The organism is Arthrobacter sp. Sr24, assembly GCF_054511175.1.
On record NZ_JBTNDB010000003.1, the window covers coordinates 98,743 to 113,683 of the forward strand.

At 62.0% G+C, this 14,941-nt stretch carries 16 protein-coding genes; 12 read left to right on the forward strand and 4 right to left on the reverse strand.

The window, feature by feature from the left end:
* Window positions 1-135 precede the first annotated feature (135 nt).
* The 4 genes from tdh to ACX80D_RS03425 all read left to right on the forward strand — a co-directional run bounded on the left by tdh (window position 136) and on the right by ACX80D_RS03425 (window position 4,469).
* Window positions 136-1,185 (forward strand): L-threonine 3-dehydrogenase, encoded by a 1,050-nt coding sequence (gene tdh / locus ACX80D_RS03410; RefSeq protein ID WP_459321224.1) that lies wholly within the window; start codon window positions 136-138, stop codon window positions 1,183-1,185.
* Window positions 1,186-1,251: 66 nt separating this feature from the next.
* Window positions 1,252-2,454, forward strand: a complete 1,203-nt coding sequence (locus tag ACX80D_RS03415; RefSeq protein ID WP_459321225.1) for a glycine C-acetyltransferase — start codon at window positions 1,252-1,254, stop codon at window positions 2,452-2,454.
* Between the two features lie 276 nt (window positions 2,455-2,730).
* A complete protein-coding gene (locus tag ACX80D_RS03420; protein ID WP_459321226.1) occupies window positions 2,731-3,552 on the forward strand; it encodes a hypothetical protein in 822 nt (273 codons plus the stop codon).
* On the forward strand, window positions 3,549-4,469 hold the full coding sequence (locus ACX80D_RS03425) for a phosphotransferase family protein (protein WP_459321227.1): 921 nt from the start codon (window positions 3,549-3,551) through the stop codon (window positions 4,467-4,469). The genes ACX80D_RS03420 and ACX80D_RS03425 overlap by 4 nt, the downstream gene beginning before the upstream one ends.
* A 35-nt stretch (window positions 4,470-4,504) precedes the next feature.
* Here ACX80D_RS03425 and ACX80D_RS03430 read toward each other — a convergent pair whose 3' ends face one another.
* Window positions 4,505-5,506, reverse strand: coding sequence for a formylglycine-generating enzyme family protein (locus ACX80D_RS03430; RefSeq protein WP_459321228.1), 1,002 nt, complete (start codon window positions 5,504-5,506; stop codon window positions 4,505-4,507).
* 174 nt (window positions 5,507-5,680) lie between these two features.
* On the opposite strand from ACX80D_RS03430, the gene ACX80D_RS03435 reads away from it, so the two are divergent.
* A complete protein-coding gene (locus ACX80D_RS03435; protein ID WP_459321229.1) occupies window positions 5,681-6,217 on the forward strand; it encodes a GNAT family N-acetyltransferase in 537 nt (178 codons plus the stop codon).
* A gap of 207 nt (window positions 6,218-6,424) precedes the next feature.
* Window positions 6,425-7,009 (forward strand): DinB family protein, encoded by a 585-nt coding sequence (locus ACX80D_RS03440; protein WP_459321230.1) that lies wholly within the window; start codon window positions 6,425-6,427, stop codon window positions 7,007-7,009.
* A gap of 20 nt (window positions 7,010-7,029) precedes the next feature.
* On the opposite strand, the gene ACX80D_RS03445 is transcribed toward ACX80D_RS03440, so the two are convergent.
* Complete coding sequence (locus ACX80D_RS03445; protein ID WP_459321231.1) at window positions 7,030-7,518, reverse strand: GNAT family N-acetyltransferase; 489 nt, start codon at window positions 7,516-7,518, stop codon at window positions 7,030-7,032.
* A 64-nt stretch (window positions 7,519-7,582) separates the two neighbouring features.
* Window positions 7,583-8,206, reverse strand: coding sequence for a maleylpyruvate isomerase family mycothiol-dependent enzyme (locus ACX80D_RS03450; protein WP_459321232.1), 624 nt, complete (start codon window positions 8,204-8,206; stop codon window positions 7,583-7,585).
* Window positions 8,207-8,389: 183 nt separating this feature from the next.
* Here ACX80D_RS03450 and ACX80D_RS03455 point away from each other — a divergent pair, with 183 nt between their 5' ends.
* Both ACX80D_RS03455 and ACX80D_RS03460 read left to right on the forward strand, forming a co-directional pair.
* On the forward strand, window positions 8,390-8,590 hold the full coding sequence (locus tag ACX80D_RS03455) for a hypothetical protein (RefSeq protein WP_459321233.1): 201 nt from the start codon (window positions 8,390-8,392) through the stop codon (window positions 8,588-8,590).
* 10 nt (window positions 8,591-8,600) lie between these two features.
* Window positions 8,601-9,689, forward strand: a complete 1,089-nt coding sequence (locus tag ACX80D_RS03460; protein ID WP_459321234.1) for an NAD(P)/FAD-dependent oxidoreductase — start codon at window positions 8,601-8,603, stop codon at window positions 9,687-9,689.
* A 23-nt stretch (window positions 9,690-9,712) separates the two neighbouring features.
* Here ACX80D_RS03460 and ACX80D_RS03465 read toward each other — a convergent pair whose 3' ends face one another.
* Window positions 9,713-10,357, reverse strand: a complete 645-nt coding sequence (locus ACX80D_RS03465; protein ID WP_459321235.1) for a LysE family translocator — start codon at window positions 10,355-10,357, stop codon at window positions 9,713-9,715.
* Window positions 10,358-10,500: 143 nt separating this feature from the next.
* Here ACX80D_RS03465 and ACX80D_RS03470 point away from each other — a divergent pair, with 143 nt between their 5' ends.
* The 4 genes from ACX80D_RS03470 (at window position 10,501) to ACX80D_RS03485 (ending at window position 14,934) form a co-directional block, all read left to right on the forward strand.
* Window positions 10,501-11,724 (forward strand): amidohydrolase family protein, encoded by a 1,224-nt coding sequence (locus tag ACX80D_RS03470; RefSeq protein ID WP_459321236.1) that lies wholly within the window; start codon window positions 10,501-10,503, stop codon window positions 11,722-11,724.
* Window positions 11,725-11,911: 187 nt separating this feature from the next.
* Window positions 11,912-12,817, forward strand: coding sequence for an SIS domain-containing protein (locus ACX80D_RS03475; protein ID WP_459321237.1), 906 nt, complete (start codon window positions 11,912-11,914; stop codon window positions 12,815-12,817).
* Between the two features lie 156 nt (window positions 12,818-12,973).
* Window positions 12,974-13,945, forward strand: a complete 972-nt coding sequence (locus tag ACX80D_RS03480; protein ID WP_459321238.1) for an ROK family protein — start codon at window positions 12,974-12,976, stop codon at window positions 13,943-13,945.
* Window positions 13,942-14,934, forward strand: a complete 993-nt coding sequence (locus ACX80D_RS03485; protein ID WP_459321239.1) for a 1-phosphofructokinase family hexose kinase — start codon at window positions 13,942-13,944, stop codon at window positions 14,932-14,934. Before ACX80D_RS03480 ends, ACX80D_RS03485 begins: the two co-directional genes overlap by 4 nt.
* The last annotated feature ends 7 nt before the right edge of the window (window positions 14,935-14,941 follow it).

Below are 14,941 nucleotides of genomic sequence, written 5' to 3' on the forward strand. Positions count from 1 at the left end.
TACAGTTTAGGTTCTACTTAATCGACGATAGAGAAATTATCGATTGTCCTAAATGGTTTTGCGGGTTGTAATGGAGATCGAACCTTCGACGAAGAGAACCCTCAACGACGAGAAACCCTCACGAAAGAGTTGCCCATGAAAGCACTGTACAAATCCGGTCCGCACGCTGGGTTCGAACTCGTTGACCGCCCGGAGCCGGAAGCCGGCGAAGGTGAAGTCAAAATAAGGGTCCACACCACGGGCCTGTGCGGCACCGATCTGCACATTCAAGCGTGGGACGCCTGGGCCGCGGAAACCATCAACGCCCCACTCATTGCCGGCCACGAATTTTATGGCGAAGTAGTGGAAGTGGGCGGCGGGGTGCACAGCACCAAGGTGGGGGACAAGGTCTCCGGTGAAGGTCACGTAGTGTGCGGTTTGTGCCGCAACTGCCGTGCCGGCCGCCGTCACATGTGTATCAACACCATCTCCGTGGGTGTGCAACGCGATGGTGCGTTCGCCGAATATGTGGTCATCCCCGAATCAAATGTTTGGGTGCACAAAGATCCCTCCATCACCCCCGAACTCGGCGCCATTTTCGATCCGCTGGGCAACGCCGTCCACACCGCACTGAGCTTCGGCCTGGTGGGCGAAGACGTCCTTGTCACTGGCGCTGGCCCCATCGGCCTGATGGCTGTGGCTGTGGCCCGCCACGCAGGTGCCCGCAAAATTGCCATCACCGATGTCTCCGAACCGCGCCTAGCCATGGCCGCCGCCATGGGCGCAGACCTCGCCGTCAACGTCGCCACCACCCGCCTGAAAGATGCGCAGCTGGAATTGGGCATGTGCGAAGGTTTCGACATTGGCATGGAAATGTCCGGTCACCCCACCGCCCTGCCAGAAATGATCGACAACATGAACCACGGCGGCCGCATCGCCATGCTCGGTCTGCCCAGCTCAGCCATCGACATCAACTGGGGCAAAGTGGTCACCCACATGCTCACCCTCAAGGGCATCTACGGTCGCGAAATGTTCGAAACCTGGTACGCCATGTCCGCGATGCTCTCCTCCAACCCCGTGCTGCGCGCGGCCGTCGCCAGCGTAGTCACGGACACTCTGCCCGCTACCGAATGGGAGCAAGCCTTCGAGATCGCCCGCTCCGGCCGCGGCGGAAAAGTGGTCCTCGACTGGACCGTCTTCGCCTAAAGCAGCCCCGCATTCTCAAGCACAGCTACACTCACCACATACCAAATTCCCAGGCTAAGGAGCCCCATGTACACCTCCATGAAAGATGCACTCGCTACCGAACTGGATGAGATCCGCGCCGCCGGACTGTTCAAGACCGAACGCAAGATCAGCTCCGCGCAGTCCAGCCACATCACTGCCGGCGCGCTGGATGGCGAGGGTGCCGCGGTGCTGAACTTCTGCGCCAACAACTACCTGGGCCTGGCTGATCACCCGGAGATCATCGGCGCCGCCAAGAACGCCATGGACAGCCACGGCTTCGGCATGGCCAGCGTGCGTTTCATCTGCGGCACCCAGGATCTGCACCTGGAACTGGAAGCTGCCGTCTCGTCATTCTTGGGCACCGAGGACACGATTCTTTTCTCCTCCTGCTTTGACGCCAATGGCGGCGTGTTTGAATCTCTCTTCGGTGCCGACGACGCCATTATTTCCGACTCCCTAAACCATGCCTCCATCATTGACGGCATCCGCTTGTCCAAAGCTGCGCGCTTCCGCTACGCCAACCAGGACATGGCCGATTTGGAAACCCAGTTGCAGGCAGCCGCCGCACTGCGTGATGGCAAGGGTGCCCGCCGCACCATCATCGTGACCGACGGCGTGTTCTCCATGGACGGCTTTCTGGCCCCGTTGGAAGCCATCTGCGATCTCGCCGAGCAGTACGGCGCGTTGGTGATGGTGGATGATTCGCACGCCGTGGGCTTCATGGGCGCTACCGGTGCCGGCACACCTGAGCACGCTGGAGTCAGCGACCGGATCGACATTTACACTGGCACTTTCGGCAAAGCCCTGGGCGGCGCGTCGGGCGGCTACGTCTCCGGCCGCGGTGAAATTGTCGCGATGCTGCGTCAAAAGGCCCGCCCCTACTTGTTCTCCAACTCCTTGGCCCCTGCCATTGTTGCCGCAACGCTCAAGGCGCTGGAACTCGTGGCAGGCTCGGCTGAACTGCGCACCCGCCTCTTCGAGAACGCCGCACTGTTCCGCCGCCGCATGTCCGAGGAAGGCTTTGAACTGCTCCCCGGCGAGCACGCCATTGTCCCGGTCATGTTCGGCGATGCCGTGGAAGCCGCCCGCGTGGCTGATGCCATGTTGGCGCACGGCGTGTTCGTCACGGCCTTCAGTTTCCCGGTGGTTCCACGCGGTGCGGCCCGCATCCGGGTTCAGCTTTCGGCTGCGCACAGTGCCGACGACGTCGAAACGTGCGTTCGCGCCTTCGTCGCCGCCCGCGGCTAGGTTGCTGCTCGGCGGGGACTAGTCCACCTTTGGTCCGCGACTGGGCCGGGAGTAGGCCGGGTCGGGGCGTTCGAGCCGTTCGGGCCGTTTGTGGCGCCGCGACTTCAGCCATACGCACCACTCGTTGTTACTGGTGCGTATGAACGCGCATACGCACCAGTAACAACAAGTGGTGCGTATGCGTGAGGATCAGCGGAACACATACGCACCTCTCATGCGAAGTTCTGCGCATAAGTGGTGCCGCGGCCGGCAGCATGGGCGTGGCAGGATAAAAGCATGACTTTTACTTGGGACATCCGTGCTCGCGTGCAATTCGAGGGCGACGCCCACGTCCAAGAGGACACTTGTGGCTTCAACGGAGCTAGCGCGTGGATCATTGACGGGGCCACCAGCCTGCTGGAGCCCCTAAATCTGCCAGCAGCTTCCGATCCGCAGTGGCTGGCCCAGCAGCTGTCCATCATTCTGGGGCAGGTATCCGCAACGCCTGGATCGAACGGGGTGCGCGGACTGTTAGCTGCGGCGTTGTCTGCCATCGACACCGCCGGCGCCGCCTTGGTCGGCGCGGAAAAGGTCCGCTTTCCCAGTGCAGCCATCTCCGTGGCCCAGCTTAACTCGGCCGGTGTGGAGGTGGCCAGTTTGGCTGATTGCACCGTGGTTGTGCGCACGCACGACGGCGCCACTCACCTGGTGCGTGCAGGCGACGCCGACGCTGGTATTCCCAAGCCGCCCGTGATCGAGCCGCCGGTGATCGAGCCTGGCGGGACTCCCACCACAGCCGCCACTCGCCGTGAGTTGCTCAAGCAGGATCGCGAGCTACGCAACACCCCGGGCCGTTTGTGGGTGGCACGGCGCGAACCCGAAGCGGCAGCGCAGGCCCATGTTGTGCAGCTGAGCCAACCCGAGATCATGGTGATGGCCAGCGATGGGGCGTGGCGCGCCGTCGAGCTTGGTTTGGTTAGCGGTCCCGAAGAATTCCTTGCGCGCACCTCAACCACAGTGGACGCCCTCGGGCTCATGCACGAGTTACGCCTCCACCAGGGCCGAATCGGCGAAGTAGCCGACGACGCCACGGTGCTGACCCTGTCCCCGCGACCATGAATCAGCGGATCACGTGGGCCCAGCTGCCGCAGATAGTGCGCGAGGGCGTGGAAAATATTCTAGGTGATGCGGTCATAGAAGCCGTGTCACAGTCGGGCGGATTTTCGCCGGGATCAGCGGACCGGGTGCGATTGGCCTCGGGCCGGCGGGCGTTTGTGAAGGCCGTTTGCGCGGACGTCAACGCGACCACGCCGGATCTGCACCGCCGCGAAGCTGCCGTCACCTCGGCGCTCCCACCCGGTGTGCTGGCGCCAGATTTCTTGGGGATGTACGACGACGGCACCTGGGTTGCGCTGATCCTGGCCGATGTTGCGGGCTGGCATCCGCAGGAACCGTGGGTGGAGGCCGAGGTTCTGCAGGTGCTAGATGCTGTGGCTGGGGTCGGTGAGATTGAGCTGCCTGCTGATGTTGAACTTCCGCTCTACGAGGACTCGCTCCGGAGCGCCTTTAGAGGCTGGGAAAAACTACAGGCGCGGCCGTTAGCTGGCATGGACCCTTGGGCTGGTGCCCATATGTCGCAGTTGGTGGAATTGGCTCACCAAGGTACCGAATATCTGGCAGGAGAATCGCTGGTTCATGGCGATCTCCGGACCGACAATATCCTCATCACCGATCAGGGTGTGGTGTTTGTGGATTGGCCGTGGGCTGCCCGTGGTGCCGCGTGGGTTGAAGGACTCAGCATATTGCTCAACGTTAAGACGTTGGATCCAGACGCGCCGGTGGAACATTTCCTTGTTGAGCATCAAGTCTTTGCCGATACTACGCCGCAAGCCATCACCGCCGTCATGGCAGGATGGGCAGGCTATTTCTTGGATATGTCCCGGCGGCCAGCGCCCCCGGGCATCCCCACACTCAGAGCATTTCAGTGCAGACAGGCTGATGCTTTGATCGATTGGATCCAAACCCGCGGACTGTGAGTTGCGGAATGGGAGCTGCCGACTGCGAGATGGTTTTAGAGGGCGACAGTCCTGAAGCCAAGGTTTCCGCTGGCCGATTCGGGGGAGTTGGAGCTCCGGGCTGCCAAGCGATACCGGTTGCAATAGGAATCGTGACATAGATAGGATCCGCCGCGCATGACCCGGCCGCGGCCAATAGTGGGACCGGCCGGATTTTCCACGGTGCCCTGCGCGAGGCAGCTCTTGTAGTACTTGGGCAGGAACAAATCCGAGCACCATTCCCAGACGTTGCCACTCGTTTGGAACAGACCGTAGCCATTGGGTGCGAAGCTGTCCACGGGCGCGGTGGTGAGATATCCGTCGTCGCACGTGTTTTCTGTGGGGAAGGTGCCCTGCCAAATATTGCAGTGGTGGATGGCGTCGCCGGCAGAATCCATGCCGTGGAGTTCATTACCCCACGGATAGCGTGAGCCGCTCAGGCCGCCGCGGGCTGCGAACTCCCACTGAGCCTCGGTGGGAAGAGCGCGGCCGGCCCACGCGCAATAGGCCAGGGCATCGGTGTGTGAAACCTGGGTGACCGGATGATTCGGGATCTCCTGCCACCGTGAACGCGGGCCGGCTGGGTGTGCCCAATCGGCGCCGCGAACATTGAGCCACCAGGGGGTTCCGGCGGCAGTGCCCAGAATGTCGGCTTTGTCTGCTTGGACGGTCAGATGAAACACGGCCGAGCTGCCATAGAGCTCAGACTCGGTACGGTATCCGGTGGCGTCAATGAATGCTGCGAACTCCGTGTTACTGACAGCCGTCGTGGAGATACTGAAAGCCGAGACGGAAACTTCATGGACGGGGGTTTCGCCGTCGGCTGGGTAGCCCTCGTCAAAGGGATCACCCATGGCAAAGGTGCCGCCAGGGATGAGAGCATCACCCTTCTGGGGCTGTAGTGATTGTGCGAGCTCGGGACTGTGAGCTGTGGGGACGCTCAGAGAAAAGACCTGAGGGGCCACTGCGATGCCGTGGGTGTGGCCGTCACGGCCTTCGGGACTGCAACAACTGGACATGGGCTCACTTTTGCTCGGGGAATTGCGGACGTTTCAACCAGTCTATGCAGAGTTGAGCCATCGGCTTGCAGGGGTGGGTTGCAGGTTCGAATGTCACGGGTGCGTTGCACGGGTGGGTTGTTCCTAGCGCGGAGATTAGGATTGAGTCTTGGCTTTTCAATCAAGAGGCGAATCATGAGCAGTTCAACAATCTATCCCTCTGGTCCCCGGCTGAGCTTCCGCGATTTTTGTGCGGATGACATCGCCGATGTTCACGAGTACACGGCCGATCCGTTGGTGTGCCAGTTCTCCACCTGGGGACCCAACACCTTGGAGCAGACCACGGCCTTTGTTGAAAATGCTGCACGGGAGCAGCTAAACCCGAACCGAACGGCCTATTCCTTAGCGGCCGTTGTGGCGGGCCGGGTTCTCGGTTCGGTGGGTATTTGGATCACCGATCCGCATGATCGCAATGGCGAACTTGGCTACACGATCCACCGCGATTACTGGGGCAAGGGGTATGCCACGGAGGCTGTGGGGCTGCTCTTGGATTTCGGTTTCAGCAGCCTTGGACTTGAACGCATCACTGCCACCTGCCATCCGGAGAATCAGGGATCAATGCGGGTTCTGGAAAAGAGCGGGTTCGCTGTGGAAGGGCGGCTGCGTTCGCATCGGCTGGTTCGGGGCCAGCGCCGGGATTCGATGCTCTATTCCATTCTGCGAGGAGAATGATCATTATCGTAGGATGTGAATCACGTTGCTTTTACTCTAGTTTGAAGGAGATTTCGGCCATGGAAACACCTCGAAACGTACCTCGATCGGCAATGATCTTGCCCGCTTGCGTGTCAGTGGGAGCCGGTTCATGGGTGGCGTGGCAGCGGCCGTCAAAGGGAACCTCGCCGTCATGGGGAACACAGCAACACCTGAAAGTTGGCACACATGAGTGATGTTGCTAAGGCTGAGCTACGCCGATACCTACAAGAGGGTCGCGAGGCGATGGTGTGGAAGCTTGAAGGCCTCTCCGAATATGATCTGCGACGTCCTCTAACACCCACTGGCACCAACCTGCTCGGGCTGGTGAAGCATCTGGCAGGGGTTGAGGCCCAGTACTTTGGTGCGGTCTTCGAGAGGCCCTTCCCCGAAAATTACTCGTGGATTGAAAACGACACCCCGGCGAATGCGGACATGTGGGCCACCCCCGAGGAGTCCAGCGAAGGGATCGTGGCACTCTACAAGCGCGTGTGGACCCATGCAGACGCCACCATTTCTGAGCTGCCCATGGATGCGACAGGACAGGTTCCGTGGTGGCGCCAGGCCAGTAACCCGGTCAGCCTGACCCGCATCATGGTGCACGTGACTGCCGAAACCATGCGGCACGTTGGCCACGCAGACATCGTGCGCGAGCTCATTGACGGCAGCGTGGGACACCGGGACGATAACAGCAATATGTCCGAGGGGGACTCTGCTTGGTGGCGTGACTACCGCGAGAACTTAGAGACGGTGGCCCGCAGCTTCCGGGACTAAATTAGCTTCGGGGCTTCTTCCTAGAGGAACAGTTTGAACCCCACATGAGAGGCCGTGAACCCTAGCCGCTCGTAAAAGCGATGCGCGTCTTCGCGGGCTTTGTCGCTGGTCAATTGCACCAAAGCGGCGCCACGCCGTCGTCCTTCTTCGACAGCCCACCTGATCATGGCCGATCCCAGTCCATTGCCACGCAAATTCTCATCCACTCGCACGGCTTCCACGAGCAAGCGCGTGGCACCCAAGCGGGCTAGGCCGGGAATGAGCGTCAGCTGCATTGTGGCAACCACCTTTTCCGCATCATCAACCACCACAATCAGCAACTGCGCGGGGTCAGTATCAATGGCGCGGAACGCCGCAAGATAGGGCGCGCGGTCTTGGACGTCGGTAGAGTTCTCCGCAGCCCGGATGGGATCGTTGCTCATGAGTTCAACAATGGGCACGACGTCGGACTCAACCGCCCTGCGTAGGCGGAAGTTCGTGCCGGACAGTGTGAAGTTCTCCAAGACCATGGTTTTTATCCTTTCACGGCCGGCAGCCAGACTTGGGCTGCCGGGCGTATCGGCCCGAGCTGCGCTACCAAGGTGAGAGGGAAGTTGCCGCATCTAGTGGCCCTCGGCCAGCAAGCCAAGCCGTGAAGGAACGGCGATCCGCTAAGGACCCCAGACGTTGCGGGACAGTAGCGAGCAATTCTGAAAGATCCCACGCTACGTAATCTTCTGGCCAGTCCGAAGGCGTGTAGCCCAGCCCAAGATCCACGTGGTGCATTTCCACTTCGCGCAGCCTGTGAGCAGGGCATTCGGATGTGCCGTACTGCCCGCCGCCCAGCAGTTGGCCGTTGGGCCATCCTGCTGCCGAACACTGATCGAAAATATTCTCTAGGGCCAGCATGCTGGCAGTGAGATCATCAATAATTTCGGAGGCCGAACGGGTAGCGCCAGCCTCAATTTCCTGGCGACGTTGTTTCTCGCCGCCGTCGTATTTTAAAACGTCTATGCCTTTCAGGGATCCTGAGAGGCGGCGTGCATGGCCGTCAGCATTGCGCGCCAAATGGGTTAATACGTGGCCCACGCTCCAACCAGGAAGACGGCTGGGGGAGGCGATGTCGTGTTCGCTCAGTTGGGCAATGCGTTGTGCCAATCGCTGTTGCGCTGCACGGCATAGTTGAGATGCATACTTGGGATCATGTGCCAGGTTCAAGGATCATCAGCCTCTCTTGCTTACCTCAGTGGGACAGTGTCAGCGTTCCATCATCTGCGCGCCAAACGCAATTGCATGACAGCACCCGTGCAAGACTCTGGGGATGGCTACTTGGCAGTCTCGGCTGCGAGACGTTTCAAAACTGGCCCGCGAGCTCTCGTTGGAAGCTAGTCGCCACCTACGTTGTTCTCGACGAGTCGCCGGCTTCGAGAGCTCGCCGAAGCAGCGCTAAAGCACGGTTGGAAAGCCCTGTTCGCGGGTAACTATCTCTACGCCGGCGGCGCTGCGCATTACGCCGCGTACTTGGAAAGTTCTGATGGTTTTGAGGTTGAACTCATCGCCAGCAGGCCCTCGAAGTTGGCGCAATCACCACAGGATGTGTAAGCATGGCGCCATGGAAACGCATGTATTGATCATTGGTGGAGGCATTGCCGGACTATCTCTAGCGTGGCGTTTGGCCCCGGCCGTCCCCGTTGTGGTGGTGGAGGCCGAGGAGACGCTGGCCTTTCACACCTCCTCGCGCTCGGCGCGGCAGATGCAGCCCAGCTACGGCCCCGCGCCCATTCAGGAATTGACCCACCGCAGCATAGCTCTCGTGGGACAAATTTCCGCTGGCCTGGCCGCACCCATTTTGATGCCCCGCCCGATGATGACCCTTGGCACGACGGCGGAAGTTCAGGCTCTCATAAACTCCCACAGTTCCCTGACTGCCCTCGATCATGCCCAGACGATGCGCCGCAGTCCCGATCTGCGCCCAGAGGGTTTTGAAGCCGCAGCCCTGGATGAAACAGCCCGCGAAGTGGACGTCCCGGCGCTGTTGGAGTTTTATCGTGAGGAGGCGGTGGCGGCAGGTGCAGTGATCCTGACCGGCCATTCCGTCACCGCCCTTGACGCCACGGGAACTGGCTTCGCCGCGACAGCCGGTGGCCAGAGCATTTCCGCCCGAATCGTGGTCAATGCCGCGGGAGCTTGGGCCGATCACGTCGCGGAACTGGCGGGAGCCCGGCGGCGTGGCCTGACACCGCACCGCCGCAGCGTGGCCATTGTTTCCACCGCGTCACCGGTGGATCCGGCCGGGCCTATGGTGGAGCCTGCTGACGAGTCCTTCTATTACAGGCCCGACGGCGGCCACCTCCTGATCTCGCCCTGCGAGAGTGTGCTGGCCGAACCAGGCGACGCACAGGTGGTGGAGGCCGACATCACCGCGCTGATCCAGCGCATTGACGCGGTAACCACTGTGGGGATCACCGGCGTCGAACGCGCATGGACGGGGCTGCGCACCCAGCCGGCCGACGGATTGCCGGTGGTGGGATTCGATGCGCAAGTGCCGAACTTTTTCTGGCTGGCAGGGCAGGGCGGCTACGGCATTCAAACGTCGGCGGCGCTGGCCACCATGGCCGCGCAGCTAGTGACCGGGAGCCTGCCTGAACAGGACGAGCCGTTGGCCGTTGCGCTGAGTCCCCAGCGCGAAGGCCTGAACTAGCGCAACCAGCTGAACTAGCAGAGCTAGCTGGCGGCGCCGGAGGCCACCACGCCCACGCCCAGCCCGGCCAGAATGCCGCTGCTGATGCGTTCAATAATGGTGTTGACCTTGGGTTTGCGCAACCATTTCATGGCCCGGTAGGCGACCAAAGCAATCGCGGTTAAGTACAGGAAGCCAATCACTGCCAGGGTGAGTCCCAAAATCATGGCCATGCCCAAAGTGTTGGCGCCGTGGGGGATGAACTGCGGCACCACAGCTAGGTAGAACAGGCCCACCTTGGGGTTGAGAAGGGTGGATATGACCCCGGCACCATAGCTGGCGCGCTTGCTGTAAACCAGTGGCTGGTGACCGTCGCCGCCGGCAGCAATTCCAGCTTTGGCAGCCTTGCGTGCCTTCAAAAATGAGGAGATACCGAGGTAGAGCAGGTACAAACCGCCAGCGATCTTGATCCAGCGGAACACTTCTGCTGACTGTTCCAAAATGGCGGCCAGACCAAAGCCCACCAAAGCTCCCCAGACTAAGGCGCCGGTGCCGGAACCGGCGGCCGCAGAAATGCCCGCGCCCACCCTGCTGAGGGAAATGCGCAGCACCATAAAGGTGTCGGGTCCGGGGATGAGGGCCAACATGAGGCACAGGCCAGCAAAAGCCAAGAGTGAAACAAAGGTCATGAAGTCAATTGTCCGGTCTCTGTTCCCAGCGCTGCAAGCTGACGGGGACGTTGGTGTCCGCTATCCCAGACTCAAGCCGCCGTCGAGGTACCCCGGCCAGCCCTCCGTCGTCGTGCGCTATGGAGTCGTCGTACGCTATGGACATGAGCGAACTGATCAGCAACATTGGCGAACTGATGACCCAGGACGGCGAACTTGGCACGCTGCGCGACGCGGCCATGGTCCTTGAAGGTGAACGGATCGCCTGGATCGGCCCCAGCAGTGCCGCGCCGGCCGCCGATAAGCACACGGATGCCCAAGGGCGGGCGGTACTCCCGGGATGGGTGGATTCACATTCGCACCTGATTTTTGCGGGGGACCGGACGGCCGAATTTGAGGCGCGCATGGCCGGTGAAAGCTACAACGCTAGCGGCATTGCGGTCACCATGGCGGCCACGCGCGCCGCAACTGACTACGATCTCACCCGGCTAGGCCTGGGCCGCGTGGCCGAAGCGCTCTCTCAGGGCACCACTTTTCTCGAGACGAAAACCGGCTACGGTCTGGACGTCGAGCAGGAAGCCCGCAGCGCCAGAATCGCCTCCACCGTGGCCGATCACGTCACCTATCTGGGCGCGCATCTGGTCCCCGATGGTATGGATGCCGACGCCTACACCGAGCTGGTCTGCACCGACATGCTCGACGCCGTGCGCCCTTACGTTGACTGGGCCGACGTCTTTTGTGAGCGTGGCGCCTTCACTCCGGAGCAGTCGCGCGCCGTGCTCACCGCCTGCCGCGACGCCGGCTTGGGGCTGCGCGTCCACGGCAACCAGTTAGGGCATGGCGCCGGGGTTGAGCTTGCCGTGGAGTTTGGCGCGGCCAGTGTGGATCACGTGAATTTTTTGACGGACGACGACGTTGCCCTCCTTGCGCAATCCTGGTCCGGTTGGGAAGGGGGAGCCAATGCGGGGCGCGGGGCCGGGGTCCGCGGCACGGTCGCCACAGTGCTTCCAGCCTGCGATTTATCGACCAGAGCTCCGTTGGCGCCCGCGAGGACGTTGCTGGATGCTGGGGTGCCGGTGGCGATCGCGTCCAATTGCAATCCGGGAACGTCGTACACCTCATCGATGGCGTTTTGTGTGGCGACTGCTGTGTTGCAGATGGGACTGAGCGTTCACGAGGCTGTTCGAGCTGCGAGCTATGGGGGAGCGCTGGCACTGGGGCGCGAATCCGGTCGTGACGCCGATGGTGAGCGTGCCGTGGGTTCCCTCGCCGTGGGACACCGGGCCGATGTGCATATGTTGCGGGCGCCCTCCGCAACTCACTTGGCATACCGTCCTGGGATGCCGCTAACGGCAGGCGTGTGGCGGGCGGGCGTCAGGAAGGCATGACGGAGCCGGGAGTCTGCACCGCCCTGCGTAAATGATTGTTTGTGATGTTTTCTAGTGAGATAAAATCATGATGTGTTAGGATTTTGGTAATGAAATGCTTCGCGACACGGCTTTTTGGTAGCTGTGATGCGCCACCCGAGCTACTAACTTAACTCGAGCTACTAACATAATCAGGAGAATGCGCAGTATGAGCGAGAACACCCAGCTTGGCCCCTTCATGGATGCCGAACTCACCAGCCAGCCCGAGGTATGGGCCCAGGCGATTGCCCAAGCCAAGAGTGAAAACCTGTTGCCGGCTGACGGTCAGCGCGTTGCTGTTATTGGCTGTGGCACCTCGTGGTTCATGGCCCAGAGCTACGCCGCTGCCCGCGAAGCTGCCGGCAAGGGAGTGACCGACGCCTTCGCAGCCTCCGAAGCCTTCCTCGGTGCAGAGCGCGGCTACGATGCCGTCGTGGCCATCACCCGCTCAGGGACCACCACAGAAGTGCTGGAAATCTTGAGCGCCATTAAGGGCACCGTGCACACCGTCGCTTTGGTGGGGGATGTGAACTCGCCGATCATGGCCTTGGCTGATGCCGTCGTCGAACTTCCCTACGCCGATGAGCGCTCAGTGGTCCAGACCCGCTTCGCCACCACGGCCCTGACGTACTTGCTCACGAGCGTTGGCATGGATCTGAGAGCGGCCGTCGAGGACGCCAAAACCGCAGTGGTTGCCCCCGTTGAGCAGGAATTGATCGACGCCGAGCAGTTCACCTTCTTGGGCACCGGGTGGACCGTGGGTCTGGCGCATGAGGCCGGCCTGAAGATGCGCGAAGCCGTGCAGGGTTGGACCGAGTCGTACCCGGCCAAGGAGTACCGCCATGGGCCCATCTCCATCGCCGCCCCTAACCGCGTCACGTGGATGTTCGGCGAGCAGCCCGAAGGCCTGGACCGCGAGATGGTTAAGACCGGCGCGCTGTACATCAACACCGCCACCCACCCGTTGGCCGAACTGGCACGGGTGCACCGCGTCACGTTGGAGCGGGCACGGGCCCGCGGCATGAACCCTGATCTGCCGCGCAACCTCACCCGCTCGGTCATTCTTCAGGACTAGTCCCCAAGCCCCCATGAAGGCCCGCATGCTGGCTAAAATGATAGGCACCCCACTTCTTGCAAAGTTTCGTGCGAGGTGGGGTGTCTGCCGGTTGCTTCCCATTGGCCCCGCACATCAGAGATGCCTGCGGACGCTGTACGTTCGAAAGAGACTTTCATGAACACCTTGAGCGACCGCGTGGTCGAACCCTCTACTGCGCCCACACCCGAGCTGGCGTATGCCGTTCTAGCCTTCGACATTGGCGGAACAGATATGAAGTCCGGGATCATTCTCGGCGACATCACCGGCGGTGACGTTGCGGTCCTTGATGTCCAACGCAACCCCACTCCGCTAGATGGTGCCCGCTCTGGCGAGAGCGTATGCGCCCGGATCGTGGAGCTGACGGCGGCGTACCGCACGGCCCACCCCGAACTGAATATTTCCGCCGTGGGTGTGACGGTGCCAGGCATTGTGGATGAGGCCGCCGGCGTGGGTGTCTACTCTTCCAATCTAGGGTGGAAGAATTTCCCCTTCACGGCGACCTTGACGCAGTCCCTCGGGCTGCCCGTGGGATTCGGGCACGACGTCGGCATGGCCGGGGAAGCTGAATTCCGTATCGGCGCCGCTGTGGGCAAGAAAGATGTGCTCATCTTGGTGATTGGCACCGGCATTGCCGGGGCTGTTTTGTGCGACGGCGCCCGTGTGGCTGGCGGCGGCTACGCCGGAGAGATCGGCCATGCCTTGGTCCCGGCACCCGATGGCTCCTTGGCCATCATGGAATCGCTGGGCTCAGCTGGCGCCATTGCCCGACGCTACACCGAAGCCACCGGCACAGCGGTAGCTGGCGCCCGGGACGTGGTGGCGCTGGCCGCCGAAGGTGATGCCGCAGCCAGCGCCGTCTGGGCCGATGCCATCAACGCCCTAGCATTTAGCATTGCCCAGTGCGTCTCCATCCTCGGTACCGAAACCGTGGTTCTTGGCGGCGGGCTTTCCATGGCTGGGGCCACCTTGTTTGAGCCGCTGGCTGCCCGCGTTGATGAACTGCTCACCTTCCACCGCCGCCCCGAATACCTTCACGCTGCCTTGGGCGAAAACGCCGGACTCATCGGTTCTGCGTTGAAAGCACGGAGTCTGGCGGGTAAGGCGTGAACGCCGCAGCGAGCCCGGCGGGCACAGTCCATAACGTGGTCCTCACCGTCACGCCGAACCCCGCCATCGATCTCACCTACACGGTCGACGGCGTCCATCTTGGCTCCTCGCACCGGGTGCCCACACCTCTGAGCCGCGCTGGCGGCAAGGGCCTAAACGTCTCACGCGTGGCGCACCAGCTGGGCCACCCCACCCTGGCCCTTGCCACAGCAGGCGGTTCTACGGGGGAGGAACTCCGGCAGGATCTGGAAGCCGCCGGAATCTGGCACCAGCTGGTTCCCGTGCTGGCCCCCACCCGCCGCACCATCGCCTTGGTGGACACCGCGGCGAACAACACCACCAGCATTTTCAATGAACGTGGCCCAGCCTTGCAAGCCGCCGAATGGCAGGCGCTGGCAGCCGCCGTGGTGGATAACCTTGCCGGTGTCCAGACGTCCGACGGCGTGCGCCGGCCAGGGGTGTTAGTGGGCTCGGGCTCCCTCCCGGACCAAGCGCCGGCTGATTTCTACCCGGCGTTGGTGGCTTTGGCTCATGCGGCAGGAGTGCCGGCCATCATTGACACCTCCGGTGCGGGAATTCTGGCCGCAGCGAGGGCCGGTGCGGACCTCCTCAAGCCCAATAATCACGAGTTGATGGAAGCCGTGGGGGAGAAAGATCTCGTTGCCGCTGCCCGCACGCTCATGACATTGGGTGCCAAACGCGTGCTGGTCAGCGTGGGCGAGGAAGGCATGTTGGCCTTCAGCGCCGATGCGCCCGGCCGCTATCTACAAGCAAAGCTCCCTGCACCTTTGAGTGGTAACCCCACCGGCGCGGGAGACGCGGCGGTGAGTGCGGCCGCCGTCGCGCTTGCCAATGGGGAAGAGGACCTGCGAGAAATCCTGCGCCAAGCCACCGCCGTCAGCGCTGCGGCAGTGCTGATGCCGGGCGCGGGGGAGATTTCCCCGCGCTACTCGGAACTGGCCAGCCAGCTCATTTTCACTGACCACTAAGGAACAC